General features: G+C 30.4%; 34 protein-coding genes. 7 read left to right on the top strand and 27 right to left on the bottom strand.

From position 1 onward, the window contains the following. Positions 1-209 precede the first annotated feature (209 nt). Positions 210-989 carry a hypothetical protein gene (locus K4G57_RS07340; protein WP_221532490.1) on the bottom strand — a complete coding sequence of 260 codons (780 nt, stop codon included), beginning with the start codon at positions 987-989 and terminating at the stop codon, positions 210-212. 211 nt (positions 990-1,200) lie between these two features. On the opposite strand from K4G57_RS07340, the gene K4G57_RS07335 reads away from it, so the two are divergent. Further along, entirely contained in the window at positions 1,201-2,070 is an 870-nt protein-coding gene (locus tag K4G57_RS07335) for a hypothetical protein (protein WP_221532491.1), read from the top strand. Between the two features lie 72 nt (positions 2,071-2,142). Here the strand turns inward: K4G57_RS07335 and K4G57_RS07330 are convergent, their stop codons facing one another. The 3 genes from K4G57_RS07330 to K4G57_RS09265 all read right to left on the bottom strand — a co-directional run bounded on the left by K4G57_RS07330 (position 2,143) and on the right by K4G57_RS09265 (position 4,183). Continuing rightward, the gene (locus tag K4G57_RS07330) at positions 2,143-2,775 is read right to left on the bottom strand and encodes an RloB domain-containing protein (RefSeq protein ID WP_221532492.1); all 633 of its coding nucleotides are present in this window, start codon (positions 2,773-2,775) and stop codon (positions 2,143-2,145) included. Then, positions 2,768-3,916, bottom strand: a complete 1,149-nt coding sequence (locus tag K4G57_RS07325) for an AAA family ATPase (protein WP_221532493.1) — start codon at positions 3,914-3,916, stop codon at positions 2,768-2,770. The genes K4G57_RS07330 and K4G57_RS07325 overlap by 8 nt, the downstream gene beginning before the upstream one ends. Positions 3,917-4,057: 141 nt before the next feature. Then, positions 4,058-4,183 carry a hypothetical protein gene (locus K4G57_RS09265; RefSeq protein ID WP_283249683.1) on the bottom strand — a complete coding sequence of 42 codons (126 nt, stop codon included), beginning with the start codon at positions 4,181-4,183 and terminating at the stop codon, positions 4,058-4,060. 184 nt (positions 4,184-4,367) lie between these two features. Between K4G57_RS09265 and K4G57_RS07320 the strand changes: the two genes are divergently transcribed. From K4G57_RS07320 to K4G57_RS07300, 5 genes are all read left to right on the top strand, one after another. Continuing rightward, positions 4,368-4,865 carry a Panacea domain-containing protein gene (locus K4G57_RS07320; protein WP_221532494.1) on the top strand — a complete coding sequence of 166 codons (498 nt, stop codon included), beginning with the start codon at positions 4,368-4,370 and terminating at the stop codon, positions 4,863-4,865. Continuing rightward, positions 4,862-5,191, top strand: a complete 330-nt coding sequence (locus K4G57_RS07315) for a hypothetical protein (RefSeq protein ID WP_221532495.1) — start codon at positions 4,862-4,864, stop codon at positions 5,189-5,191. Before K4G57_RS07320 ends, K4G57_RS07315 begins: the two co-directional genes overlap by 4 nt. Before the next feature lie 4 nt (positions 5,192-5,195). Continuing rightward, complete coding sequence (locus tag K4G57_RS07310) at positions 5,196-5,453, top strand: hypothetical protein (RefSeq protein WP_221532496.1); 258 nt, start codon at positions 5,196-5,198, stop codon at positions 5,451-5,453. 339 nt (positions 5,454-5,792) lie between these two features. After that, the gene (locus tag K4G57_RS07305; protein WP_221532497.1) at positions 5,793-6,323 is read left to right on the top strand and encodes a Panacea domain-containing protein; all 531 of its coding nucleotides are present in this window, start codon (positions 5,793-5,795) and stop codon (positions 6,321-6,323) included. Continuing rightward, positions 6,316-6,606 (top strand): hypothetical protein, encoded by a 291-nt coding sequence (locus K4G57_RS07300; RefSeq protein ID WP_221532498.1) that lies wholly within the window; start codon positions 6,316-6,318, stop codon positions 6,604-6,606. Before K4G57_RS07305 ends, K4G57_RS07300 begins: the two co-directional genes overlap by 8 nt. A gap of 140 nt (positions 6,607-6,746) precedes the next feature. On the opposite strand, the gene K4G57_RS07295 is transcribed toward K4G57_RS07300, so the two are convergent. The 21 genes from K4G57_RS07295 to K4G57_RS07195 form a co-directional block, all read right to left on the bottom strand. After that, the gene (locus K4G57_RS07295) at positions 6,747-7,214 is read right to left on the bottom strand and encodes a hypothetical protein (protein WP_221532499.1); all 468 of its coding nucleotides are present in this window, start codon (positions 7,212-7,214) and stop codon (positions 6,747-6,749) included. Next, positions 7,207-7,437 (bottom strand): hypothetical protein, encoded by a 231-nt coding sequence (locus K4G57_RS07290; protein ID WP_221532500.1) that lies wholly within the window; start codon positions 7,435-7,437, stop codon positions 7,207-7,209. Before K4G57_RS07290 ends, K4G57_RS07295 begins: the two co-directional genes overlap by 8 nt. Positions 7,438-7,483: 46 nt before the next feature. Continuing rightward, positions 7,484-7,690, bottom strand: coding sequence for a hypothetical protein (locus tag K4G57_RS07285; RefSeq protein ID WP_221532501.1), 207 nt, complete (start codon positions 7,688-7,690; stop codon positions 7,484-7,486). 187 nt (positions 7,691-7,877) lie between these two features. Beyond that, positions 7,878-9,686, bottom strand: coding sequence for a type IV secretory system conjugative DNA transfer family protein (locus K4G57_RS07280; RefSeq protein WP_221532502.1), 1,809 nt, complete (start codon positions 9,684-9,686; stop codon positions 7,878-7,880). 18 nt (positions 9,687-9,704) lie between these two features. Then, entirely contained in the window at positions 9,705-10,967 is a 1,263-nt protein-coding gene (locus K4G57_RS07275; RefSeq protein ID WP_221532503.1) for a HipA domain-containing protein, read from the bottom strand. 23 nt (positions 10,968-10,990) lie between these two features. Continuing rightward, on the bottom strand, positions 10,991-11,332 hold the full coding sequence (locus K4G57_RS07270) for a hypothetical protein (protein ID WP_221532504.1): 342 nt from the start codon (positions 11,330-11,332) through the stop codon (positions 10,991-10,993). Continuing rightward, the gene (locus K4G57_RS07265) at positions 11,329-12,705 is read right to left on the bottom strand and encodes a type II toxin-antitoxin system HipA family toxin (protein ID WP_221532505.1); all 1,377 of its coding nucleotides are present in this window, start codon (positions 12,703-12,705) and stop codon (positions 11,329-11,331) included. The genes K4G57_RS07270 and K4G57_RS07265 overlap by 4 nt, the downstream gene beginning before the upstream one ends. Then, a complete protein-coding gene (locus K4G57_RS07260) occupies positions 12,705-13,601 on the bottom strand; it encodes a HipA domain-containing protein (protein WP_221532506.1) in 897 nt (298 codons plus the stop codon). Before K4G57_RS07260 ends, K4G57_RS07265 begins: the two co-directional genes overlap by 1 nt. Continuing rightward, positions 13,598-14,482 (bottom strand): nucleotidyl transferase AbiEii/AbiGii toxin family protein, encoded by an 885-nt coding sequence (locus tag K4G57_RS07255; RefSeq protein ID WP_221532507.1) that lies wholly within the window; start codon positions 14,480-14,482, stop codon positions 13,598-13,600. Before K4G57_RS07255 ends, K4G57_RS07260 begins: the two co-directional genes overlap by 4 nt. Then, complete coding sequence (abiEi, locus tag K4G57_RS07250) at positions 14,469-15,014, bottom strand: type IV toxin-antitoxin system AbiEi family antitoxin (protein ID WP_429913087.1); 546 nt, start codon at positions 15,012-15,014, stop codon at positions 14,469-14,471. The genes K4G57_RS07255 and abiEi overlap by 14 nt, the downstream gene beginning before the upstream one ends. 357 nt (positions 15,015-15,371) lie before the next feature. Further along, entirely contained in the window at positions 15,372-15,626 is a 255-nt protein-coding gene (locus K4G57_RS07245) for a hypothetical protein (RefSeq protein WP_221532509.1), read from the bottom strand. Then, positions 15,623-16,396: a Fic family protein gene (locus K4G57_RS07240; RefSeq protein WP_221532510.1), complete on the bottom strand. Its 774-nt coding sequence runs from the start codon at positions 16,394-16,396 to the stop codon at positions 15,623-15,625. The genes K4G57_RS07245 and K4G57_RS07240 overlap by 4 nt, the downstream gene beginning before the upstream one ends. Next, positions 16,384-16,647 carry a hypothetical protein gene (locus tag K4G57_RS07235; protein WP_221532511.1) on the bottom strand — a complete coding sequence of 88 codons (264 nt, stop codon included), beginning with the start codon at positions 16,645-16,647 and terminating at the stop codon, positions 16,384-16,386. Before K4G57_RS07235 ends, K4G57_RS07240 begins: the two co-directional genes overlap by 13 nt. A 127-nt stretch (positions 16,648-16,774) precedes the next feature. Continuing rightward, positions 16,775-17,740, bottom strand: coding sequence for a hypothetical protein (locus tag K4G57_RS07230; RefSeq protein ID WP_221532512.1), 966 nt, complete (start codon positions 17,738-17,740; stop codon positions 16,775-16,777). A 21-nt stretch (positions 17,741-17,761) separates the two neighbouring features. Then, positions 17,762-18,394, bottom strand: coding sequence for a hypothetical protein (locus K4G57_RS07225; RefSeq protein WP_221532513.1), 633 nt, complete (start codon positions 18,392-18,394; stop codon positions 17,762-17,764). Further along, positions 18,384-18,821 carry a hypothetical protein gene (locus tag K4G57_RS07220; protein WP_221532514.1) on the bottom strand — a complete coding sequence of 146 codons (438 nt, stop codon included), beginning with the start codon at positions 18,819-18,821 and terminating at the stop codon, positions 18,384-18,386. The genes K4G57_RS07225 and K4G57_RS07220 overlap by 11 nt, the downstream gene beginning before the upstream one ends. Then, positions 18,818-19,090: a hypothetical protein gene (locus tag K4G57_RS07215; protein WP_221532515.1), complete on the bottom strand. Its 273-nt coding sequence runs from the start codon at positions 19,088-19,090 to the stop codon at positions 18,818-18,820. The genes K4G57_RS07220 and K4G57_RS07215 overlap by 4 nt, the downstream gene beginning before the upstream one ends. A 32-nt stretch (positions 19,091-19,122) precedes the next feature. Beyond that, positions 19,123-20,265 carry a hypothetical protein gene (locus K4G57_RS07210; RefSeq protein ID WP_221532516.1) on the bottom strand — a complete coding sequence of 381 codons (1,143 nt, stop codon included), beginning with the start codon at positions 20,263-20,265 and terminating at the stop codon, positions 19,123-19,125. A 365-nt stretch (positions 20,266-20,630) separates the two neighbouring features. After that, entirely contained in the window at positions 20,631-21,260 is a 630-nt protein-coding gene (locus K4G57_RS07205) for a hypothetical protein (RefSeq protein WP_221532517.1), read from the bottom strand. Between the two features lie 48 nt (positions 21,261-21,308). Continuing rightward, positions 21,309-21,521 (bottom strand): hypothetical protein, encoded by a 213-nt coding sequence (locus K4G57_RS07200; RefSeq protein WP_221532518.1) that lies wholly within the window; start codon positions 21,519-21,521, stop codon positions 21,309-21,311. Beyond that, entirely contained in the window at positions 21,522-22,166 is a 645-nt protein-coding gene (locus K4G57_RS07195) for a hypothetical protein (RefSeq protein WP_221532519.1), read from the bottom strand. Positions 22,167-22,278: 112 nt separating this feature from the next. On the opposite strand from K4G57_RS07195, the gene K4G57_RS07190 reads away from it, so the two are divergent. Beyond that, the gene (locus K4G57_RS07190) at positions 22,279-22,587 is read left to right on the top strand and encodes a hypothetical protein (RefSeq protein ID WP_221532520.1); all 309 of its coding nucleotides are present in this window, start codon (positions 22,279-22,281) and stop codon (positions 22,585-22,587) included. Between the two features lies 1 nt (position 22,588). Here the strand turns inward: K4G57_RS07190 and K4G57_RS07185 are convergent, their stop codons facing one another. Next, entirely contained in the window at positions 22,589-23,788 is a 1,200-nt protein-coding gene (locus K4G57_RS07185) for a hypothetical protein (RefSeq protein ID WP_221532521.1), read from the bottom strand. Then, positions 23,785-24,438 (bottom strand): hypothetical protein, encoded by a 654-nt coding sequence (locus K4G57_RS07180; protein WP_221532522.1) that lies wholly within the window; start codon positions 24,436-24,438, stop codon positions 23,785-23,787. The genes K4G57_RS07185 and K4G57_RS07180 overlap by 4 nt, the downstream gene beginning before the upstream one ends. Positions 24,439-24,440 lie beyond the last annotated feature (2 nt).

The raw sequence follows: 24,440 nt of genomic DNA, 5'->3' as shown, positions 1-24,440 counted from the left end.
GGTTGTGTTTTAGAATTAAATGTCATTGCCATATTTGCTAGTAAGGGCGAATTGCTTATGCAATGCGTGAGCCTTTGGCGAAATATCTATTTTGTATTCTGCATTGCTTAATTTTCTCTAGTTTCTATATTTTTTAGCTTTGCAAGGCAGTAAAAACTGCCTTAATGCTGCTTAATTTTGAAATTAATTAGCATTAAGAATGCTTTAGATTATTGCTTTTTATGGATTTGCCTCTGTTGATTCTCTAGCGCATCACCTACATAATCAGGCTCTGGAGCTTTAGGGGATTCTTGATTAACTCTTGTTTCTTGTTCTGCTATGGCATTATCAATCTTGCTTGTTAAATTGCTTAGATGTTCTTGGTGTTTTTTCGCATCTTCTTGTGTTCCAGCGTGGATTACATTGCCCTCTTTATCTTTTTTGTCATAATAAGAATAATCGCCATTTTCTAGGATTTGATTTACCTTTTGGGCTTGAGAGGCATAGTAGTTCTGCCATTTTTCAAGCTGTTCTTTAGAAGCAAAAGCGATTTCAGGATTTTCTGCCATATGCTTTTTGAAAGATTTTTGTAGGACGCTTAATTGCTTCTCTAAATGCTCCATTTGTTTTTCTAAGATTGCATTGCTTCTATTTTCAAAGACTTCTCCTGTATTAAAGTCCATTTGTCTTTTAAAATAATTGTCTTTGTTAATGACAGAATTTGTCATTAATTCATTTTTTGTCTTTGTAATCCAATTTTGGAATCTTGTAGAAAGCACTACATCTTGTGGAATTGTCTCTTGAATCATCTTATCAAAGGATTCTGCAATGACCTTTGCGTATTTATTCTTTTCTACTAACTTGTAGGGATTCCACGCAACAACTTCTTGCTCACCAATCTCATTTGTTTTATAATGTTGTTTTGCAGATTCTGCTTTTTGCCTAGCTTCTACGAAAGCCTTTCCTAATTCTGTTTGCATTAATTCTGTTGTAGAAACGCCAATTGACATTTTTTCTCCTTGCATTTAATTTAAATTTGCAAGGAAAGTCTAGGATTTTTCAAAAATCCTTGTGTTAAATGGGGCTTAAAGTGTGTAAATTTACATAGATTAAGTTTATTTTTATATTATAATTATAATTTTGCGAAAATTTCACAAAAAAATTTTATATTAGTAATAAATTTTGCTATAATTTTGCGAAAATTTCACAAAAAGGATTTTTATGAATGACAATCAACTAAAAATGCTAAGAAATCAAGACATTACAGGAATTAAAGAGCTAAATTTACAAAACGATACTAGAAAAACATTAATCGCAAAAGAAAAGCAATACATAAATCATCTCACAGGCGAAGTCCTAAGCAGTGAGCAATATTCTGTGCAAGTTAAGACAAAAGATGAATTTGTTAAGTTATTTGTAGAGAACATAGAATATTTGGGCAAAAAATTAGATGGCTTTGAATTTAAGACTTTATTTTTTATTTTGCGCAAAATGGATTATCAAAATTCATTAGTGATTGATTCAACATTTAAAAAAAATCTTAGCATTGCATTTGATAATAAATCACCCTCTGTTATATCAAGGGCAATTAGTGGTTTAATTAGCAAAAATATTCTTTTAAAGATTGATACTATGGAATTGAAACAAAAATTCCAATCTTTTGTTGGTAATTCCTATTATGTCAATCCAAACATAATTGGTAAAGGAAGCTTTAGAGACATTAAAAAACTTCGTCAAACTATCGTTACAGATTTTGATTTTGATAATAATAGCATTACTAAAACAGCCTCTATTGAGACGACTTATAATGAGGGGCAAGATTTGCTAGATAATACCGAAAAATATAAAATTGATAATATCCAATATAGCAATGATAACGAAAAAAGAGAGCAAAGATTAGATGTGCTAGTGCAAAAACAAGAAGATGAAGACCTACATAACGATGATATAATAGAATGTGAAGTAAAAAATGATGAACCGCTAACAAACGCAGATATAGTCTATGAAATAGCTCAAATTGAGCTAAAAGAGGCGCAGTTAAAACTAAGAAAGGCTACATTGTCAAAGCAATATAATATTTCTGATTCTTGATAATTGTATAATATTGCGTTAAAGGAATCCTTTCATCGCTCATACCTTGATAGGTCGTCTTTTTACCCATTTCTAGCAATGAGGATTCTGCTTGAGCGATGATTTAGCAAATATTGATTTTATAATATTTCTAAAATTATATAAATTGCTTTGGATTTTATTTTTATTGTCTTCATTAATTACAAATGCTTCATCGCAAAATAAATCTTGCATTTTAAAATAATCTTCCGCATTGCATATATCGCCACCCTTTGATTTGATTTTTTCGTAAATATTTCTAGCATCACTCTTAAATTCACTAGAGCTTTGTTTGTTAAATTTTCTATACAAATTATCTTTGCTATTTTTTGTGTTATCATTAAAATGAAATCTTAACCAATCTTCAAAATCGTAATATGTTAAGAATAAAAATTTATTTTTAACATCTTTTTTAATTATTGCGATAAGCTTTTTTAGATTCCGCAATTCTTCATTATTATTGTTTGCTCTATCCAAATCAATAATTATCATTACTTTATCAATATAAACTTCTTTTTCAAGAGAAATACTAATATTTTTATATGATTTTTTAGGTAAAGATTTTATTTTAATTTTTATTTTTTTATTTGTTTCTGATTTTAATTCCTCAATCAATCCATCAAAGTAATGCTTTTCGCTTTCTCCCTCACACCATACTTCTAAAGAAATATTATTAGGCTTATTCATCATAATAGCCTTTCAAATAGTCAATATAGGCTCTTTTTTTCTCACTTCTAATGTCATATTCATAATAATTCTTAATGATAGTTTCTAAATTTTCATTTTTTTGAATTAAAAATATTTGTTGAGAATTTAAAAAACTCACATCAAAAAGCAAAACATTGTGAGAAGAAACGATTAATTGCCCATTTTTATTCTCATCACTATTAACTAGCTCATTAAAAATTTTAATCAGAGCCTTTGTGCTAATGGAAGAATCTAGCTCATCGACAATAATAATTTTACCACTTTTCATAATTTCAAGAAGACAATCCATAAGTTGAATGATTTTTTTCAACCCATCTGACTCTTCTTGATAGTTATATTTTTGATTTTTTCGGACAAATACGATTTTATAATTTTTTTCTTCTTTATCCTCATCTGTTTCAATGCTTTCAAAATCAAAATCATTAATGGAATCATCTATGATTTTAAAAATATTTAATGCCTTGCTTTTATTTTTTAAAAAATAATCTTTTTTAAATTCTTGAAAATCAAGCACATAAGATTTAGAGTAAGTGCTACTCATATAAATTAAAATATTATTGATTAAAGCTATGAAATCTTCAACTTCATTAAGTTCTAGATCTTTAATAGTATATAAAATATTATCGCTTAACTTTCTAGAGAAGAAATTAGACAACATCTCGGATTCGGATTTTTTGACACTAAAAGAAGCCTTGCCATCATCAAAGCTAAAAATTGTTTTATTGTTTTTTGTAAAATTTTCTTTTTTAATGCTTTCTTTGTCAAAAACAATACTATATTTAAATGACGCATTATGATTATCTGACAATTCCAGCTCTAATGTTATTTCTTTTGAATTTTTATTAAATGCACTATTTGGAATATCATACCTTTTTGTATAATTAAAGCCATATTTAATAATATTAAGCAAATTTTTTATACCTAAAAATAAATTTGTTTTTCCTGTGGCATTTTGACCGAAAAATATAGCTGATTTCATCGGTTTGCTATTTTGGCTTAAATCAAAATTAAATTCATACTTTGTGTTTTTTAATTTACTTTTGGGTTTAGCGGTGAAATTTATCTCTTGCAAAGTATTGCCAAACGAATACAATCCTGATATTCCAAACTTCTTTAACATAGCTACTCTTTCTTCTAAATTTCAATGGTATTTTATCTTATATAATCAAATAATTTGTTTATATCAATAAATTTTTCAAAACTTTCATAAAGCATTAAATACAGAAATATTTTCAAATTAAGAGGTTTTGCCATAAATTTGCTATCCCATATTCATTAAAGATTCACGAGCTTTCCTAAAAAACTCCCTCTTGCTCACATATTGTGTTAGGGGAATCTTTTCATCACTCATACCTTGATAGGTTGTTTTCTTGCCCATTTCTAGCAATGAGGATTCTGCTTGAGCGATTCGCGATGTAATTATTTTTTCAAATTTGCAACAAATTATATAAATATTTATTTATTAAAAGATTGCAAAAGAAAAATAGAGTATATTTGTATAATTTAAATTTTTGTATTTTATAGAGTTTAATGCAAGGAATAGATGAATAAAGCAGAGGGAGGTGCAATTAATGAAAGCGCGAGACATAGCTAATGCTTTTTTGAATAAAGTGCCAATAGGAGCAGTAGAAAATGGTGAGGGGCTACATAAGGTAAAATTGCAAAAGCTTCTTTTTTTTGCGCAAGAAGAATATTTATTTAGATATGAAAAGCCACTTTTTAGTGATAAAATAGAAGCTTGGCAACATGGACCTGTTGTAAGAGAAGTTTGGAATGAATATGCTAAACATTCAAACCATATAATAACTATTGTTCCAAAAATAGAATCTTTGCCAAAAGAAGCACAGAAGGTTGTTGATTTTATTTGGTCCAAATATGGCGAAAAGGACACTTGGTATCTTAGGGATTTGACTCATTCATATAAAATATGGAGTGATAAGAGGGATAGCAAATATAATGGAAGAGGCGAGATTACAACAGATGAGATTCTACAATACAAAAAAGAATGCGAAAAGAACAAGATAGTAGCTAGGGAATATATTGAGAATTTAGCAAAAGAATTCATATGATAAAAATTCTACAAAAGCACGAGCTAGACGCATTAGAAGAAGCTTTAAGGGTAAGCATAGAAAAAGCATATCAATGCCCAATAAGCAAATGTGAGCGAGTGTGCTTATGCTCTTGTCTTTTGGCAAACTATTTTTCAAATAAATTATCCAAAGCTTTATCTAATAATAAAATTTGTGAGACATTTTGGAATCTTATACAAGTAGAATTTGATTTTAAACACGATGATAATATTTTAGCGGTTATATTAAAAGAACAAAATATCAATAGAGGGGTTTTAGAAAAAATAAAGACAATTTATTGTTTTAATAAAAAATCAAACAATTAATCAAATGCTAAATTCCTCCAATGATGCAGAATCTCAAGCTTTCGCGATTCAATCTATTTCATCTGCTATCGTTGCTATGCTTAAAATCCTTAAAGCCGAGAATGTCAAAATAGAGGAAAGTTTTCACAAAAAAGCTTTAGAAATGGTGCTATCAGAAATCAAAGGAACTAAAACCAAAGATACGCAAGACTCGCAATTTGGTTTAGGAATGAATGGCTTTTATATGATGTTTCGCACTGCTTCAGTATGTGAAAAAATATAAATATTCTCACTAATTTAAAGTGCTACTTATTATAAAGCCTTTAAACTCCCTCTTGCTCACATATTGTGTTAGGGGAATCTTTTCATCACTCATACCTTGATAGGTTGTTTTCTTGCCCATTTCTAGCAATGAGGATTCTGCTTGAGCGATTCGCGATGTAATTATTTTTTCAAATTTGCAACAAATTATATAAATATTTATTTATTAAAAGATTGCAAAAGAAAAATAGGGTATATTACAACCAAAATAGCAAGGGGCTGAAGGGCTAGGGCTGAAACAGAAAGTCAAACGCAACACAAAATACAATCATACATTATGAAATATAGAAAGGTTTAGATAATGGCAATTATGGATAATGCTTCTGAAATCAAACTATCTCAGACAATTAGCTATCTAAGACATAAAAGCAATAATAAATTATGGGCTAGACTTTATCAAAAAATAATCTTTCTTATGGAGCTTGAATTTTATAAAAGACACCAACAATTATCAATAGGTGTTAATTTTCAAAGCTATAAATATGGTCCATTTAGCGTAGAAATAGCTCAAATGTTAGACAATCCAAATATCATTGAAGCTCCACAAAATGTTAAACAAGAAATAAATGAAATTTTAAGAAAATATGAATTAACAAAATTTGACAAAAAAAGCCTAGAAAAGTCATATAATAAGATGATTCATTATATACACTCTTTAAAAATTTATAATATGACACCATTTGGAGCTAATTTTAACTTTAATTCTTACTCTTTTGAAGATATATTTAAAACCATTGATTCTAAGTTAGATGGAACAAAACTAGAACAAGAAAAATATAAAAATATGCAAATTGAAAAAGAAGCAAAAAAATATGAAGCCTTATTTGAATGAAAATATTAATATGAGGATTGTTAGATATTTTGCTGATAAATATCCACATTTAAGCAATTTTATATATAAATGCTTTGCTGAAGAAATCAGAAAGCTTAATTTACAAGATTTTGTTTTTAAACAAGTAATCAATCAAGAAGAGATTAAAAATCGTCTTAAATGTTTTAATTTAGATACATTAAGCAAACTTCATCAATTGAGTAAAAGCGAAAAATCTCAAGCAGATTTTAAAAAAGAAACTTTAGCTATTATTTTTGCTTTTTGCATCAAGCAAGATTTTTAACATATCCATACTCCCTCTTGCTCACATATTGAGTTAGGGGAATCTTCTCATCACTCATACCTTGATAGGTTGTTTTCTTGCCTAAATTTAAGAGTGAGGATTCTGCTTGAGCGATTGTTTTGGGGTATTAAACAAATTCATTAAGCCTGATTAGCTAAAGATAATGCCCTAAATATCATATAAAAACCATTCATTCCGATTCCTAGTTGAGCTTTACCATTTAGTTCAGACTTAATCATTTTAATTGTTTTGATTTGAATTTCTTGATTAACCTTAACACCCTCTTTTTCAAGGAAAAATTCCATAGCTAAAATGGAAGCACTTAAAATTTTCACTGCATAATCTTTATTGTTTTCCCATAATTTTTGACATAAAATATAGCCCGACCAAGCTAAAATTTTATAAGGACACACTCCGCTTACTAAAACACCATACTCCATTGTGTGGTCATAATATTGACTAATAACTTTTTCTAAGACGAACTCTTCAGCCACTTCGCCCATTTCAAGCTCATAAAGACTCAAAAAATCATTTAAAATATTAATTAAATCAGACATTTCATCAAAATTAAACGAGGCTTCAGATATTTTTCTTTGAATATTATGCACGAGAAATATCCTTTAAAAGTTGCTCTGCTTTATCTTTCTTGTCTTTGATTTCTTTTAGGCAAGATTCTTTATTGTCATGATACTTTTTAAGGAAGCTTGAAACATTTTCATTAGTTCCATTATGCAATGCAACATTCTTTTCTTCGCCAATAGAAACTAAATTAATGCTTTCTTTTTCTTGGACAACTTTGTCAAATATTTCCTTAGCTTTATTTGGTGTCATAGCCGCTCCTTAACTATTTTTAATTGCTTTAATGCAATTTTTAGTCTTATTCATTAACAATCTTTATTATATTTGCCTCAATATTATCAATATTTAATGCTTCTAATTTATTAAAAACTTCCGCTTTTCTTTTAAGAGAATCTTCCTTTTCATCATAAAGTCCAGCAAAATATTTCAATGTTTCTTCGGTGCAATGATTGTCGGTTGAACCATCATTTGTCCTATTATTTCCGCTAAACACCTTCAAACGCATTATCCGCTTCTTTTTTTATTGCTTCAATATCCTTCAATGCCATAGTATCCCTCACAATCGCTACATTACCAAATGTTTAATGTTAAAATTGTCTCTATTTTTTGGTAAATTTAAGCTAAAAATTTACAAAATTTAAAGTTACAATAATTTTAATTGTAACTTTTTTTAAACTTTTGCTAACTATTTGCTATCCCATATTCATTAAAGATTCACGAGCTTTCCTAAAAAACTCCCTCTTGCTCACATATTGCGTTAAAGGAATCCTTTCATCGCTCATACCTTGATAGGTTGTTTTCTTGCCCATTTCTAGCAATGAGGATTCTGCTTGAGCGATTGCTCTGTGTAATTTACCATTAGCAAAGATTATCATTTCTCCATTATTCATATTAACCACTTCATTATGTTCTATGGCATCTTTTTCCTCTACCTTGTAAGTATCCTCTACTGCTCCAGCTCCTTTAACAAACTCTCTTCTTTTTACGAAGTCTCTATGCATTACCTTTATCTTTTCAACCATTTTTGCATAAAATTCAGTGGTCTCAGGATGCATATTTTTCATTAAGATATGCACTCCTGTTACATCTATAATCTCTTTTCTTTCATAATCATTTTTAGCTACGACATCAATTTGGGCTGGACTTTGAAAAAATGGAAAAATAGAAATACCAAGACTTCTACTTTTGGATTCTAATCTACCAAATCCCTCTATGACATAACTTCCTAATTCATCTAAGAAGCAAGTAAAAGGAATCTTAGGTTCTTTTGCGAACTTTGCCTTTTGAGCGGCTACTCCTTTAATTAGTCCTAAAATGAGTCTCCCCAATTCTTTAGGTGTAGTATCAGAATCCATTGTAGGCAAAGTAATAAAGATAATCTTATTTCTTTGTGTTGCTTCCCATAAACTAATATCAGGATTAGGCGCATTAAAGATTCTACCATAATCACTTGCTAGATTAGTTAATACATTCCTCCAAGCCCCAACACAGACAGAGACATCATAGATTCCTTGTCCCTCCCCGCTTGTTTTTTTAAACATCTCCTCAACCCATTTTTTATCCTCTTTATTACCATTTAAAAATTCTTGTATATCCACTTCAATCGTAGAGCTTACATACTTTATAAAATCCATAATGCCTACATTGCTTCTTGCTAAATGCTTATAAGCAATTGCCTCTTTTAGCAGTGTGGTTAAACTCATCATATTTGTTAAAGAAGAGAAATCAAAGATAAAATCTTTTTCATTATCTCTCTTATACACCATTAGCTTTAAGACACATTTCATAAACTCTTTTTGTTTTTCTCTCCATTCATTCTCTTCACCAATTAAAAGAGCAATTAAAATCTCATAAATACTCAAAGCTCCACCACTAAGCAAGGGATTAATTGTGTGGGTATTATCCATATCTAAGAAGTTTAGATAGACAAAGTCATCTTCTCTACCTAAACTTGCTACAAGCCCATAGATTTCTTTAGCAAATTCATCTGTTCCCTTGCCATCTACTATTAGCATTCCACCACCTAAAAGCGTGTATTGCTCTATTAATCCTTTCATTAATACCGATTTACCAGCCCCAATGGTTGCCATACAAAGAAAATGTCTTTTCATTGTTTCTGCATTGATTAAAAGAGGGCGGATTTTATTATTTAATGCTTTTGCACTTTTTACCGCATCGCCATAGAATTTCTTAACTTCAGTGCCTAAGCATAGAAGATAGTCTTTATCTCTCTCATTTGGAATTACTGCTTCTTTGGTATCTTTTTGTTCTTCATAGAGATAGAGTGCAAGAGAGACGCTAAAGGCTAGTATTGCGCTTACATAAAGATAGAGGCTAATATTTATCTCATTTACAATAAAGGAGGCAAGAAGTGAAAAAAGGATTCCAACATAACAAATTAAAAGCAGAAATTGCTTTGGAATCTCCTCTTTACTTAGATATTCACTCAAACACTCTTGTTTGGGTTTAAAATGCTTGACATCTGCTTGTATGGTTTGCATTGGGAATCCTTTGTGTGATTATCTGTGCTTTTTATGCTTTTTTATGTTTAAATTTATGGAATCTTGATTTTGTGATTCTTTTGATTTAGTGGAATCTTGGATTAATTGTTCTTGCTTTTCCTCTATAAATCTTAAAGCCATTTTGGCTCTTTGTTGTATATGAGATTCTATTGGAGCTAACCATTCCTCGCTTAAGTTATATTTTTCGTGTCTTTTAAAGTTAAAACTAGAGAGTTTTTGGAGGTTTGGGATATGTCTTTGTTGAGCGAAAAGTTGGAGCTGTTCTTTAAAGCTAAAACCAAAAAAAGATTTTCGTTCAGATATTATCTCTTCAATTTGCGATAATTCTTTGAAGCTTGGAATATTTATGATTCCCATTCCATTATCAAATATCGGTGCAGGGCGCAGAATCTTGCCTGTATCATTATCTACAATCATTCCAAAATTGCCTAAATGTCTGTCTTTATTGCAAATAAGTGCGTCAAAAAGCATAAGGTCAAAAAATTTATGTTCTGGATAAATTTTTATAATATTTTCTATAAGTTCTAACCCTCTTTTATCTCTATTATCCGATGAAATAAAGACGACAATGGGCATATAGCCCTCATTCTCACTTGTGAAAATAGGGCAGACACTTGCAAGTTCATTATGAAAAAGTTTTAAATCATAAGGGACGAAATCAAACTCCATTATTTCTGCAATTTGCGCCATATAATATTCACTATATGCCTCTTTGCCGCCTCTTAAAAATCCGTCTCCATTTCCCTTGTAGAGATAAATTTTATTATCCTCTCTATGCCAACATTTCTTTAACATACCATTAGTTGTGTATTCAGGAGAGCTAGTAAGACCACTAACTTTATGAGATAAACCAGAAAAAGCGACCAATTCTAATGCTTCGCTAAATTCATTCTCATAGAGATTAAAATCTTTCCATTTATAGTCTTTATCGCTTGGAATTATCCAAAAAGAATCATTAAGTGATAGCCCTAAAGAGATGTCAATATAATCCATAAAATCTTCTATTTTGTTTTTATTGAGAGTGGATAATATTTTCTCAATAAATGTTCTATTATTTGGTGCTTTGCGATTCATTATCCAAGAGGTTAGGGAGCTATTTAGATTTTCTTTATTAATTTGCAATGGGATATTATCTTCTCTTTGTATTTGAATAGCATTAATAACTTTTGCTTCTTTGTAGTTATCGCCAACAGAAAATCTCTTTAATATTACTTCAAACTCTAAAACCACTTTATCTTTGTTTTTAAGTAGATATTTCATTCTTTTCCTTTTGTGATTCTGTCCTATTCTCTTATAGCCTTAATGCTATTTATAATGCCTTGAAGTTCTATGTGTGATTTTAAATAGAAATTTAGGCTTTGTTCTTTTAGATTCGTATATTTTTGTAAATGCAACAGAATCTCTTTTTCTTTTAGTGCGGTTTGCTCAACTTTTATGATTTGTGTTTCTAAGATTGCATTTAGGGATTGTATTGCTTTAAAGATTTCAGATTCACCATTATTATAAGAATCCTTGCTAGTATTTGCTAAATTGCTTCCTAAGTAAGAATCCCTACAACCTCCACAAGCAAAAGATTTATTTAATAGCATAAGGGCTAAAAGGCTAAGAAGTAAGATTTGTTTCATTTGTGCTTCCTTTTTTGATTTAGCTTTTTTAAAGAATCTGCGCTTTGGGCGGAATCTCTTTTAGATTCTGCATTTTTCTCTATTTTAGAATCTTGCGTGAGATTCTTTTCTTGCGTTAAGTCTTTTGAACTCTGCATATTTTGAATGCTTTGTTGATTGGATTCTAAGATTTGCATTCTATCCTCTAAAGAATTGCTAGTAAAGTTTTGAATTTTAGGCTGAATGTTTTGTTTTCTAGCTAATTTTAAATTTTTGTCATAGCTTTGCAAAAAAGTATTTTGAAGTTTTTTAAGCCCACACAAATGTGGAATCTCACTTAGTTTTTCAATATATTTTGGATAAACATTTAAATAAGTTTCCAAAGTTTCGTTCAATGAATCTTTTAGCGCATTAAAATCAAACCCTAGAATCTGACTTGATTGCCTGAAATCACCTATTTGAATGCGATTTAATTTCCCATTAATATGTAAAACGCATTGGGTTTTATCAAGCTTTTTTAGAACGTAAATATTGATTACATCATAAGCTGGACTAAGCTTTAGTTCGCCATTATCAAACACAAAACTTATATTTTTTTTGTGTAAATCATTATTAAAAAGTAGAGCATTGGCATAAATGTATTGCAAAAATAGCTTTTTTTGCGCATTGCTTAATTTGTCTTTTAAAAACGAACAAATTTTTTCTATACTCCCCTCATACTTGTCCTTGCTATGCATTAAGGCATTAAGCGAAATTTGAGGCAAAAACATTTCGTCTCTATCAAATCGTTTAATAAGATAATGATATTGTCCTAAAATTTCATCATACACAATGGCATTTAGTGGCACTTCAAAACCAAATTCGCTCATAAAATTTACATTCAGATGCTCATTAATAGCCAAATTGTAAAAATCATCATTTGCAGGTTTTAAAATAAAATCAGCATAATTTTCCTCAATCACATTATCAATAATACTAACTTGAAGTTTATGTTGGTAACCACTTAAGGATAGGCGTTGATTTGGTTTATAAATTAAACTTTCTGGGTTTAAATTTTGTTGGTTAATGTTTAAAAAAGCGTTTAAAATATTTGGAAATTTCTGCTCTAAATTTATATTGGAATTTATGAATTTTTGAAAATTATTATCATCAATATTGCTTGAAAAAGAAAAATCGCCTATGCAGTTTCTTAAATATGGTAACAGCTGAATTGGAGTCTTGCAATTAAAGGCTTTAAGCATAATTTTTAAATCAATGCCCTCGGGCAATACATCAATAATCTCATAAAAAATGGCTTTGCTTGGAATAAAGTCGTTATTTTCTAATATGTAACAATCGTTGTTTTGCAATTTTCCATAAAGCATTCCTTGTTTAAAAATATAAATTTCTTGCATCAATGTTCCTTGTTTTGAGTGCGTCTAATATTCGCAACTCTCTTTAAAATTCTGCTTCTCTCTTGCAATACATTTTTATAAAATTTTTTCCTTAGAATGCTAATGATTTCTATTTCATCTATTAAAGCAAAGATTTTTGTCATATCAATATTGTTATGAACTTTTTGCAAAGCCTTAAACATATCCGAATCTTTATTGTTTTTCAAAAACATTTGAGGATTAATTTTTTTACCATTAAGGGTAATGGCTGAAGTTGTTTGATTTAGCATTAAATCATTAAAGCTACCATTATGCTCCATATAATGCACAATCTCATCATCACTAAGTTTAGGATATAAACTAGAGCCACAATCATAAATTGGTGCAATGCTAATATTTCTATTGTTGTCTGCTAAGAGTCCCCAATTACCATTGTGCCTATCAAAATTTGCTATGAAAGTATCTGCGATAAACATTTCTAAATAGAAATTTTTTAATACATTAGAATCTATGATATTTTGAGCGTTTATTATTTTTAGTGTATCATTAAAATCGGTATCTAAAAAGCCTTTTGTGCTATGATTAAGCGGAGAATTTTTAACTTTCCCAAAATTAATAAGCCTTTTATCAAAGCCCTCAAAATCTTTACACGCAACAACTACATCCTCTTTGTATATTCCTAATAGTGTATCTTGTGTATTAAATCCTAGAATCTTGAAAATGTTTGAAGCGATATATTCATTAATTGTGCTACTTGCATAGCTATCCTCTTTATGAGATTCTTTAGGGAATTTCAGCATATAAAGCTCATTTTCGTAATAAATTGCTAATTTATTGCCATTTAACCCATCATAAAATTTAGTTGGTTCTATCGCGCAATGTGTAAAATCAATCATTTTATTATCAGCTTGTTTCATTTATGCTTTCTTTTGGGTTTAGTTGAATAATACTTTTGCGATTCTAAGTTTTCTTTGTTTTCTAAGACTTTTGTGCTGTTATATAATACTGCTTTAAGTATATCATTTAAAAAATTATTATCCTTTGTTAAGTTAAAAAATTTGGGGTCTAAAAATCTATTCATTTCATTTTCAAAATCATTTGCTAAATTATTCTCTCGTAAAAGATTCATTTTATTTTCAAGCATTTGACTAAAATTTTCTATTTTATAGTCCTTAATTTTAGCCTTTATAAGCTCCATATTTAAAGGGGTGTTAGAATCGTTTAAAAATTTTATATCCCAAAAATCTCTAAATTTTAAATACTTTCTACAAGCTAAAGCAATCATTTTATCGGCAAAAATTTCCTCTTTGCTTTCAACTCTAACGAGGGTATTAACGCTAAATTCGCTAGAATATTGATTGTTAATTATTTTTAAATCATTATCATAACTTGGAATTTGAGCTATTTCTAAATTTATCTTTGTTTTTTGTCTATTTGGCATAGGAAGCAAGATTTTGACACTATATCTTTTTACGATATTATCATCATCTTTTGGCTCATCAAATTCTATTTCTAATCCATATTTTAAAGCTATTCTTTTTTGGAATCTTTCTTTAAAAAATGTCATATCGGATAATTTAAATTCAAATCCGCAATCTATCACAAAATCTAAATCTTCGCTATATCTGTTGTTGTTGTAAAAAAGTCTTAGGGCAGTGCCACCTTGAAATACTAGAAATTTTCCGATTTCATTTTCATAAAGTGTCTCTAAAATATCATAATGCAATATCTCTTTTGCTATGGTAAATTGTAAAGCATTGTTATTTGCATATTTTGCGGCAATTTCAAGCAAATCCATTTTTATCCTTTTTTAGCTGTTCTTCGTATAAATCAATACTTCTATTATGTTTATAAATATCTTTTATAGCCCTATTTTGCGAAGCTATATAAATCTTTCTCTTTTCATCAAAAAAGCAATCTCTTAAAAATTCTTTAGCATCTATTGCAGAATGCACAAACTCTATAATTCCATAAGGCGTATTAAACACTCCGCTTCTGCCTTGAGATATGAAAGTAAGGCGATTAGGAAATTGCGAAATAAGCCCCAATTCACTCAAAAGCGATTCCAGACTTAAATAAAAAGTCGCATTATCCCTTAAGATTCCAGCTAAAGACTCTAAACAAAACAATGGCTTTTTAGCTCTTTTGTTAATATAAACACCACGAGAACATTTTTGAATAATATCATTTTTAATATGGCGATTTAAGGCAACTTGCAGACTTTTTTCGTTTTCGTCTTTAAAATACATTCTAATATTATTTAATCTAAAAGCCCAAATGCCTAAACTATCAAAAAAATCTAACATTCTTAAAATTTCTCCTTGTGTCATTTTTACCTCTACATATAATTAACAATTTTATTAATTATATGTAGATTGTATAAAATCAAACTTAATTTTCTTACAAATAAACAGCAAAACCATTAACACTTCAAGCAATTTTAGCTTCACGCTCTATCCTTATCGCAGTTTTTTGTTTTAGTAAAATATTATGTTGTCATTTTTTAAAATATTCTCTTTTAGCAATGCGTTTATCTTTTGCATTTCTTATCCCTATCTTTACTCTCATTTCTATTAAGTTTGCCTATGATTTCGTATTTCTCACTTATTAGAAATGTAAAAATACATAAAAATTTCAAACCAAGTCATATTGCTAAACATTTGCATTAATTATCCTTTGGTGTGTTTTCAAGTTCTTTTAACTTTAAATCCATTTTTACTTCCCATACATACATCATAAATATTAAAACGCCCAAACAAATAAAGGATAAAATTAGCCTTAGGTTCAGCTTGAAAAGTTGTAAATAAATAACTTGTAACACCTATTGAGGCAGCCATAAGTATATTCTGCGTTCTCCTAATATTCGCAACTTCCTCTTTTAGCCTATCAATTTTCATTTTGCATTCCTCTTTTGAAAAATGCAATATTTTAGCTAAAGTCATTTGAGTTTCCTTTTTTGATTTAGCTTTTTTAAAGAATCTGCGCTTTGGGCGGAATCTCTTTTAGATTCTGCATTTCTTTCCATCTTGGAATCTTGCGTGAGATTCTTTTCTTGCGTTAAGTCTTTTGGAAAATTTATAGTTTCAATGCACTCTTTTTTGCAAAATAATTTTATGTCTCTTGCATCGTTGCTCTCATAAAAATAAATAAGCTTAGTAAAAAAATCATTCATATTTTTTTGGGCTACTGCTAGGATTCCAAGTCCATTTTCAATTAAAATTTTATTAGCAATTAGCATTGCTGTTCGCTTATTACCATCAAAGAAAAGCTGACTTCGCATTAAAAAAAGCATTAAATCAAGTGCTACATCTTGTTTGTTCTCTTTTTGTAAAATCACTTCAATGCTTTCTTTTACTTCGTATTCAATGGGTAATTTGGGCTTATAATCTGTGCCTCCAATTCTTACATCAGCAGTTCTTAAAAAGCCTGATTTATGAACCAAATCCCTGCCTATAAGCCTATTAAAGTCTTGTATAAGACTTAAATTGATTTCATCATTTATACTATCAAATAAAAACTGCCACGCCCTTTTTAGATTTAAAATGATAGTTAAATCCTCAATGCTTCTATTTGCAACACTAAAGCCATCTATTATCATTTGAGTTTCAGGGAAAGTTACACTCACTCCCTCTAAATTAGCCTGTTTCCATATCGTATCTACAAGATTGCGTTTGGCTAAAAAAATATTTTCTTCTAATGTCATCTTTTGCATTTCTTATCCCTATCTTTACTCTCGTTTCTATCAAGTTTGCCTATGATTTCGTATTTCTCACTTATCTTTATGCTTAAAAACCAAGCAGAAAAGATAAAGAATACCAATAAAATGGCGGCACAAATACTTAAAATCTCATCTTGTAATTTATCAACAAAAAGCCAAGAGATAAGCCCAACAACACCTAAAATGCAGTAGTTTTGATACCGCCTTAAATCCGCTAATCTCTCTTTTTCTTCATCTAGCCGCATTAGATTCCTAATAGTATTTTGCTTAAATTCTAAAATTTTATAAGAAAAATAATAAGAAAAAAGAGTGAAATAACAAAAGCTTATAAAAAAGCTAAGAAGCATATATCTTATAATTTCAAATTCTATCTCATGCATTCTTTTCCTCCATTCCTTTATAAGCAGTTCTATCACTATCATTCTCTAGTGCGTATTTTTCATCAAATCCCTCTTCTTTTGGGATAATATCTATGCCTTTGCTTTTGGAATCTTTGGAGGCTTTAGGGCTTTTATTGTCTTTAGAGTCTATGCTTTGAGATTCTGCATTTACTTCTAAAGGCACAAAGTCCTTAATCCTATCCTTAAACTCTATGTATTTATAATACAGCACTGCGCCTTTTCTTTTCACACAATTTAGATTTAATAAATCTAATGCTCCTAGTAGCTCAATCTCTTTTTTATTTGTGGCTAAAACCTCTAAATTTGCTAGAGAGATATTGAATTTATAAGTGTATCTCTCCCATAAGTCCATTAAGAAAAACTCTGCATAATTACCATTTTCTTTTAAGACTTTCTCATAATCCACCCTTGCTTCTAAATCTTTAATAAATCCTTGAATCTTTTTAAAGATTACACTAAAGATTTTAGACTTCTCTAACTCATTTGTGGATTCTATTTTGGTTAGTTCTAAATGCTTTAAATCCATAAAAAAGCTAGGGCGAATAAGCCCATTGATGATTAGCTTTTTGCTTTCTTTATTAACTAAGGCTTCTACTCTATTATTCTTAATATCTTTTCGCACAGAATAGAATCGCACAATATCACTTGCTTTAACTTCATTAAAATATCTTTGCTGATTTGCCTCTATGTTTAGAGGCTTTTGCTTGGTTTTGGATTTGATTAGATAAATGCATAAAGCATACAATGGAATGAGGCTTAAAAAATAAGGATTTACTTCATTTTCAAAGTCTCCCACAAACAAAAAGGCAAAGCATAAAGCAGCAGAGATTCCAACAATATAAGTCGCATTCTCTAATAATTCTTGAGCGTCAAAGAAGTTTTGAGAATTAAGATATAGCACAAAGGCAACAACGATAAAAAATGTGAGAATAAACATAATAATCCTCTGCCTCCTTATTTAAGATGCAATAATAATTTTATATCCCTCTATAATCTTGCTTATAATATCTCCATTTGGGATAAAGAGTGCAAGAGAGGCGATTTTCGCCCATAGATAAAAGATAAAAGCTCCAACAACATTTGCCACAAGCACCCATACAAAAATCTGCATAGTATTGCTCTGCATAACATCTTTTCTCGCTTCTCTTAATCCATAAGCACAAGCTACAACAAACACAGCCCAATACATAAGCAAAAATACCCAATCACACACCATTTGCACTAAATGCAGTTGCAAATACAATCCCTTATCTTCAAATCCTCCACTAGCTCCACTTAAAGAGAATATTTCACTCTCACTTCTAGCCCAAAAGATTCCAAAAACTTTATTTTGTAAATAATTGCTTTCATAAATTGCATTAAGCGCATCTAAGACTTTTATTAAAGTCATAAAGCCAATACAAGAGATAAAATGCACACAAAAAGCCATTGCAAAGACAGAGAGAATAGAGCTAGAATGTGCATTATTTCCGCTATTTGCCTTAAAGATTCCACGCAACAAGACAAACAAAAAGGGCAAAGTCGCAAAGACTAAAGCAGCAGTCCCAAAGGTAAAGGCAGAGGCAATGAGTTGTGAAGCACTAGTTCCCATTTAATGCTCCAATTTTAGATTCTAATAATAAAAGTGCATTGTATTGTTTAAGCAAGAATAGGGTGTTTGTTCTATCTGTAAGTGTATTTGTATAAACTTTTTGAAGTTTATTTAATGTGTTGTTTTGATTTGTGTTTAGGGATTCTAACTTTGTGATTTTATCTTGCATAGAATCTATGGGGTTAGATAAAGCTTGGTTAAATAACAAAAAGATTGAGATGAGAAGCAATTTGGGATATAATTTTATGGGGTGTTTGCCGCAGGTAGCACCCTGTGGCAAGTAATCTATGCCCCAAAAGGAGCTAAGATGAAAGCCTTTCGTTTCATCATAGTCGCAATTATACTTCTTTGTGTAATTGTTGTCAAGGCTTATTGAGCCTTGCCCCATTTGGGGCTTTGTTGAAACGTTATTAATTTTACTCTTCACTTTATCCCCCTTAGAATCCTAATAAATCTGCCCCAATGCTTAAAAAGAAAGATTGTATAAGGATTACTTAGCTTAGTCTCTTTAAAACAAAAACGATAGAGTAAAAAGGCAATGGGTGGATAAAACATTAAAAAGTTCTTTGAATCAAGCAATATAAAGCAAAGCACAATGGCAAATACATTTAATCTTGTAAGTGCAAAATACATGGGCTTTAGCTTTAGTGTGTATTGCTTTTTAGAAATGACTTCATCATTAGAGATTTTTTGCATTGGCGTCCTTTTGCGGTGGTTTTTGTGTTACTCTAATCTTTCCCACTTTCACTTCCTGCATTTGCCACTATCTTTTCTATCTCTGCTTTTGCGCTCTCCCTATCAAATTCTTGAGCCATTATCATTTCTTTATCTGCAATGAGCTTTGCTAATTCATATTTGCGATTCCACTTCTCCTCTATTTCAGCGATGATTGCACTCTCAAATGCTTGTTGCTTTCTAATTTGTGCAATTAGCTTTGGTCTTGTATCTATCCTAAAGGATTCTATGTATTCTTGTGTTGGGATTGGAATCTTTTTGTAATTTGCATTGGCTAATTTATAAGAGATTTCACTATTTTTAGCTAAATCAAACTCTTGTTTTAGTTTTTCAACCACTTCTTTTGCTTCTTTTGTGTTATTGCTTTGATTGAGTTTTGATTTAACTAGAGAGCCTACATTGTTTATATTTGTGCTTTCTATTAGCTTTCTTTGTGTCTCTATATTCTCTTTAATGCCTTTTTTGTATTCCTCAATGCTTTTTGGGGCTTTTAAATCTTCAATCTTAAATGCATTAATATCCTTATCCCCCTTAGCACTTCTAGCATATTCCATAAAGAGTGCCACGACTTCAAGGTCGCCACCTTTTAGATAGTTTCCTACGATATTAGTAGGGCTAGGATCTTTTAGGATAGAACTCACTTCCCAATTCTTATAAAATTCACTAAGGCTTTTGCCATTAGGAAGTTTCGCGCTAAAGGAATCTTTATCTTTACTTGTGTTTAAAATAGAGTTTTCAATCACATCTATTGCTCTTTTTGAGGCATAGTCTTCAAACTCTCTTGCCTTATCAAGACATAGCTTTCTTGCTCCACTTACGCTTATGTTCTTGCTTCCACTGCCTCCTATAATGCTACAAGCATTTATCTTTAGATTATCAAGTTTATCTGCAATGGCACAGAAATCTACATCATTTAGATTAATATCACTGCTTAAATCAAAGCAGGATTGTGTAAGCGATAATCCTTCCTCAAAAATTTTTTTATAATGCGCATCTAGGTTTTCAAAGACTTTATTTTTGATTCCACCTAAAACTTCATCTTTACCTTTATTTAGCATATCATCTAAGGAGATGGCATTTAAATTTAGGCTAAAAAGCATTGTAAGGGCGCAAATTATTGGGATTGTTTTAAACATAGAATCTCCTTGTAGAATAAATGTGATATAATAAATTTATGGATTTAGAAAAAACGAAAATAAAAATAGAATTTTTAAAGACATTTCTACTAGCGTTTTTAACTGCATTATTTGGTATGTTTGCGTATTTGGTTGTAAATTTTAGTCTTTTAGCAATTTGGCAAATATTCTTAACAATAATAGGCATAATAATCACGCTTTTGGTAATTATTGTTTTATTGAAATTCTTAAGCGTAGAATTTAAGACATTAAAGGATTTAAAATGACTTTTGATATAGCCCTTACGATATTTGGTGCTTTGTTGGCTTTGGGTGGCATATATTTTAGTATGCGTTATTTGCTTAAAAGTATGCACTAACTCTCCCTTACCTACATATCTCAAATTGCGCACAGAAGTTCTCTTTTTCTGTGTTTGTAAAGAAAAGCACATTATAAGTTTCTCCCTCATCAGAAAAAACTACATTAGCCCTCTTTAGAATCTCTAAATTCTTTGCACTCTTATTTATCAATAATGTGTGTTTGTTGGTGTTTTCATTTGGGTTTTGCGGGAGAGAGTTAATGTTAGAATCCCTATTTGAGAGATACACGCTATTTTTCTCGTTGAGTGATAATTCTAGCTTATCCTCTAATGTGCTTTGAATGCTTGGAATAGTAGCAAACTTAGCAAATAATTCCTCAACATTTAGTTCGCTTTGTATCTCACTTGGTAGGATTCTAAGTCTAAAGCCCCCTTTGCTATCTTTTTCCTGCCATACTTGTGGATAGGTTAGGTTTTGTGCTTTGATTAGATATTTGCCTATTTCATAAGATTTTAAATAATCATTGTATTTACTTAGCATTGCCTTTGCTTCTTTAAAGGCTTCTTTAACTCCAGCTTCAAATCCAGCATTATATCCACCCTCATAGCCTCTTTTATAGAAAAAGTCTTCAGTAGAATCAGCTAAAGCTAGTGTGTTTAGAGTAATTAGCAATAGAGTGATTTTTAAATATTTCATATTTTCTCCTTATGTTAAGTTTTTAAATTCTTGTATTATCGCTTCCATTTAATCCTCACTTTTTGTCTTTTCAAGCTCTTTTCTTTTTTCTTGCTCTTTTTGTTCTCTTATTTTTATACACCATTTGCTAACAGATTCTTCAAAAAATAAAAAATAAATAAGAGCTAAAAATAATTCTAATAAAATAAAGCACCAGCAAAATAATTGCAAAGAGCTAAGGCTTGAAAGTTCTTGTGTTAATTCTTGTATTATTGTTTCCATTTAATCCTCACTTTTTGCGTTTTCAAGTTCTTTTAATTTGCATTTCATATCAATACTTTTTGTGCTTAACAGAAATATTAAAACTCCGATAGTAAATGCTGATAGCACCATTCTTAAGTCGTGCGGCTCTTTAAATGCTGTAAATAAATAGCCTATTACACCCATTAAGGCGACTGCAATTACATTTTGAGTGCGTCTAATATTCGCCACTTCCTCTTTTAGCCTATCAATTTTCATTTTGCATTCCTCTTTTGAAAAATGCAATATTTTAACTAAACGCAAACTTTTACATAAGCCCTTTAGTATGGAATCGCAATGCAGTTGGTTTTTACGCTTTAAAAAGGAGGAGTGCGATTCCATATTAAAGGGCTTTAGAGTAGATTTAGCAAATTTAAGATAGAATAAAATAATGTGTGGCAAAAAACTAGAAAAATTAATTGACTTGTTTAAAACATTGCTTTTAGCCTTTTTAACGGCGCTGTTTAGTATGTTTGCATATTTGGTGGTTAATATGGAATCTTTAAATATACTACAAGTTACATTAACGATTCTTGGAATCGCCATTGTGTTGTTTGCTACATTGTTTGTTATAAAAAAACTATTCAGATATTTTAATGCATTTGGAGACTCGTAATGGATACTCAAACTTTTGCTTTTATTGGTGCACTTTTTGGGCTTGTATGCTTCGCTATTAGTGTATTTTATACGATTAAAATGCTTGGTTCTATTGAGCGATAGATAATTCAAAGAATTTATTATGCAAACTTCATTGAGATTAAGTAGTAACACCATTGTTTTAATTGATAATTTCATTAATAAGCATTTTAGTAATAAAAGCAATGAGCAAATCCAAGAGTTAAAGAAAGAGGCAATAGAGATTGTAAATTCCATAGCAGAGGAAAGTGCTAAGGATAAGGAATCCTTAAAAGAGCAGTTGGCTACAAAAGAGGATATTATTTTAACAAGAAAAGAGATTTCAGATTCCAAATACGACCTTTTAAAGTGGCTTGTAACCGCACAACTTGCCATTGCTGGATTATTACTAGCCTTAATTAAACTCATATAACTCATCTCACATACACTCCCCTCTTTTCTACTTGTAAATCAATCCATATTTTTGTATTAGGTAAGATTTGATAGAGATAGGGCAAGTCTTTCTTAAACACTTCTGCGGTAGATTTTGCAATATCTGCTAAGATATTTACTCCAGCAGTGTAGAAATAGTCGCTAACCTCTGGCTTTTGTGTGTTTGTTGTTTGAATGGGTTGCATATAGGCATTACCAGCTCCATCTGTGGTAGTAGCGTATTGCACTTCTTGCTTTTTCTTGGATTCTTGCAAGGCTTTTAAATATTCATTTGTAGCACTCTTTAGCTCATCGCTTGAATAGCTTAATGCTCCCCAGCCAATTTCAGCGACTTTTCTATCATTTACAAAGGTGGCTAGGTTGTAGCTAGTTTTCTCCTCATTTAGCACGACTGCGCTTTTAACATTAAATCTTACTTTATCTTTTTCAATGTATTTTGGGTCAGCCATTAAAGAGGCTTTTGCATTGACATTAACTAGATTTGCAAAGAGTGTAATGCTTCCTACATTGCTTTGACAATTAAGCCTAATAGAGCTAGGTTGTTTGCCTACATTAATTTCATCTTTTATAAAGCAATAGCCTTTAACTGCTACAAGCTCTTGTGTGGAATCTTGTTTATCCTCTTTTGTCTTTTCCTCTTGCTTGAGATTCTTAACAAATAGATTTTCACTTGTTGTGCCTATGACTTCCTTACTTCTAGGATTTTCTCTCTGAAGTGCATAATGCCAATTTAATATAGTCTCACTCTTAAAAGGTGTGCTACTATTTTTATTAATCTCTATGGGGTCAAGCTTAGATTCACTCACTACATTTCTACCCTCTGAAGCTGATTGAATGATATTATTTGAGATATTTGAGTTGTTAGCAAAAGCAAGATTAAAAAGCATTAAGCAAAAGAGGGGGATAGCAAAAGTTTTTTGTGTTTTAGAGTTTAAAATAATGCGGAAGAGTTTGGATATAATAACATTCCTAGTTGTTCGCGCAACTAGGAAATTCATACCTAAAGGATATACTATGAATAAGCATAGTAGAAAGCCTTTGTTTGGATTATACCTAAAATTTAAAGTTTTTGGTATAAATTTTAAAATAAAGGTGGCAAGGTAGGATTCCTTAGGGAATCCCCCTCCTTTTTGTATGATATTTAAGAGGTTATTTTGTGTAATGTTTAGAATCTTTTTCATTTAAAATGCCCTCTTTGTATGCCTACTTTATAGATATTAGATTCTAACTCTCCTTTTTCATTTGTCTTAAAGAATGCATTTAGGGTGTTTTCAAAGTCTCTCTTTGTGTTTTCATCTACACTACTTTTTAACGTTATGCTTGTGTTTGGTAAATGGTATTTAGTGCTTTGAGGAATCTTATTTGTCTGCACTTTGGAGCTACAAGCACTAAAGGTTAGAGATAGAGTGATAATTAGGGATAGTTTAAGTAGGGTTTTGAAATTAGATACAATAACATTCCTAGTTGTTCGCGCAACTAGGAAAATCACAGCTAAAGGAGTTACTATGTCTCTCCATAGTAATAAACCTTTGTTTGAATTATACCTAAAATTTAAAGTTTTTGGTATCTTGTTTATGTTCCAAAAAGGCTTTGCAGATTTGCAATGAAAGAAATTTTGATATAATTTTGATAGGGTGTTCACCGCAGGTTGCGCCCTGTGGTGAAAATTTATGCCCCAAAAGGAGCTAAGATGGACACCGTAAAATTCATCTTGGTTGCAATTATAATGCTTTGCGTTATAATTGTCAAGGCTTATTAAGTTCTGCGCCCTTGTGGCGTAGCCTTGATGTTTTTTTCCTGCGGTTAAAAATGCCTTACTAAATTTGCCCATCC

This window comes from Helicobacter turcicus (genome assembly GCF_019711685.1).
GTDB classification, from domain to species: domain Bacteria; phylum Campylobacterota; class Campylobacteria; order Campylobacterales; family Helicobacteraceae; genus Helicobacter_D; species Helicobacter_D turcicus.
This window is presented reverse-complemented; position numbering and strand designations above follow the sequence as displayed.

Bases quoted from the DNA above. Each gene is read 5' to 3' on its own strand.
- K4G57_RS07340 (WP_221532490.1), bottom strand. From the start codon at position 989: ATGTCAATTGGCGTTTCTACAACAGAATTAATGCAAACAGAATTAGGA.
- K4G57_RS07335 (WP_221532491.1), top strand. From the start codon at position 1,201: ATGAATGACAATCAACTAAAAATGCTAAGAAATCAAGACATTACAGGA.
- K4G57_RS07330 (WP_221532492.1), bottom strand. From the start codon at position 2,775: ATGAATAAGCCTAATAATATTTCTTTAGAAGTATGGTGTGAGGGAGAA.
- K4G57_RS07325 (WP_221532493.1), bottom strand. From the start codon at position 3,916: ATGTTAAAGAAGTTTGGAATATCAGGATTGTATTCGTTTGGCAATACT.
- K4G57_RS07320 (WP_221532494.1), top strand. From the start codon at position 4,368: ATGAAAGCGCGAGACATAGCTAATGCTTTTTTGAATAAAGTGCCAATA.
- K4G57_RS07315 (WP_221532495.1), top strand. From the start codon at position 4,862: ATGATAAAAATTCTACAAAAGCACGAGCTAGACGCATTAGAAGAAGCT.
- K4G57_RS07310 (WP_221532496.1), top strand. From the start codon at position 5,196: ATGCTAAATTCCTCCAATGATGCAGAATCTCAAGCTTTCGCGATTCAA.
- K4G57_RS07305 (WP_221532497.1), top strand. From the start codon at position 5,793: ATGGCAATTATGGATAATGCTTCTGAAATCAAACTATCTCAGACAATT.
- K4G57_RS07290 (WP_221532500.1), bottom strand. From the start codon at position 7,437: ATGACACCAAATAAAGCTAAGGAAATATTTGACAAAGTTGTCCAAGAA.
- K4G57_RS07285 (WP_221532501.1), bottom strand. From the start codon at position 7,690: ATGCGTTTGAAGGTGTTTAGCGGAAATAATAGGACAAATGATGGTTCA.
- K4G57_RS07280 (WP_221532502.1), bottom strand. From the start codon at position 9,686: ATGCAAACCATACAAGCAGATGTCAAGCATTTTAAACCCAAACAAGAG.
- K4G57_RS07275 (WP_221532503.1), bottom strand. From the start codon at position 10,967: ATGAAATATCTACTTAAAAACAAAGATAAAGTGGTTTTAGAGTTTGAA.
- K4G57_RS07270 (WP_221532504.1), bottom strand. From the start codon at position 11,332: ATGAAACAAATCTTACTTCTTAGCCTTTTAGCCCTTATGCTATTAAAT.
- K4G57_RS07265 (WP_221532505.1), bottom strand. From the start codon at position 12,705: ATGCAAGAAATTTATATTTTTAAACAAGGAATGCTTTATGGAAAATTG.
- K4G57_RS07260 (WP_221532506.1), bottom strand. From the start codon at position 13,601: ATGAAACAAGCTGATAATAAAATGATTGATTTTACACATTGCGCGATA.
- K4G57_RS07255 (WP_221532507.1), bottom strand. From the start codon at position 14,482: ATGGATTTGCTTGAAATTGCCGCAAAATATGCAAATAACAATGCTTTA.
- abiEi (WP_429913087.1), bottom strand. From the start codon at position 15,014: ATGACACAAGGAGAAATTTTAAGAATGTTAGATTTTTTTGATAGTTTA.
- K4G57_RS07245 (WP_221532509.1), bottom strand. From the start codon at position 15,626: ATGACTTTAGCTAAAATATTGCATTTTTCAAAAGAGGAATGCAAAATG.
- K4G57_RS07240 (WP_221532510.1), bottom strand. From the start codon at position 16,396: ATGCAAAAGATGACATTAGAAGAAAATATTTTTTTAGCCAAACGCAAT.
- K4G57_RS07235 (WP_221532511.1), bottom strand. From the start codon at position 16,647: ATGCGGCTAGATGAAGAAAAAGAGAGATTAGCGGATTTAAGGCGGTAT.
- K4G57_RS07230 (WP_221532512.1), bottom strand. From the start codon at position 17,740: ATGTTTATTCTCACATTTTTTATCGTTGTTGCCTTTGTGCTATATCTT.
- K4G57_RS07225 (WP_221532513.1), bottom strand. From the start codon at position 18,394: ATGGGAACTAGTGCTTCACAACTCATTGCCTCTGCCTTTACCTTTGGG.
- K4G57_RS07215 (WP_221532515.1), bottom strand. From the start codon at position 19,090: ATGCAAAAAATCTCTAATGATGAAGTCATTTCTAAAAAGCAATACACA.
- K4G57_RS07210 (WP_221532516.1), bottom strand. From the start codon at position 20,265: ATGTTTAAAACAATCCCAATAATTTGCGCCCTTACAATGCTTTTTAGC.
- K4G57_RS07205 (WP_221532517.1), bottom strand. From the start codon at position 21,260: ATGAAATATTTAAAAATCACTCTATTGCTAATTACTCTAAACACACTA.
- K4G57_RS07200 (WP_221532518.1), bottom strand. From the start codon at position 21,521: ATGGAAACAATAATACAAGAATTAACACAAGAACTTTCAAGCCTTAGC.
- K4G57_RS07190 (WP_221532520.1), top strand. From the start codon at position 22,279: ATGCAAACTTCATTGAGATTAAGTAGTAACACCATTGTTTTAATTGAT.
- K4G57_RS07185 (WP_221532521.1), bottom strand. From the start codon at position 23,788: ATGAAAAAGATTCTAAACATTACACAAAATAACCTCTTAAATATCATA.
- K4G57_RS07180 (WP_221532522.1), bottom strand. From the start codon at position 24,438: ATGGGCAAATTTAGTAAGGCATTTTTAACCGCAGGAAAAAAACATCAA.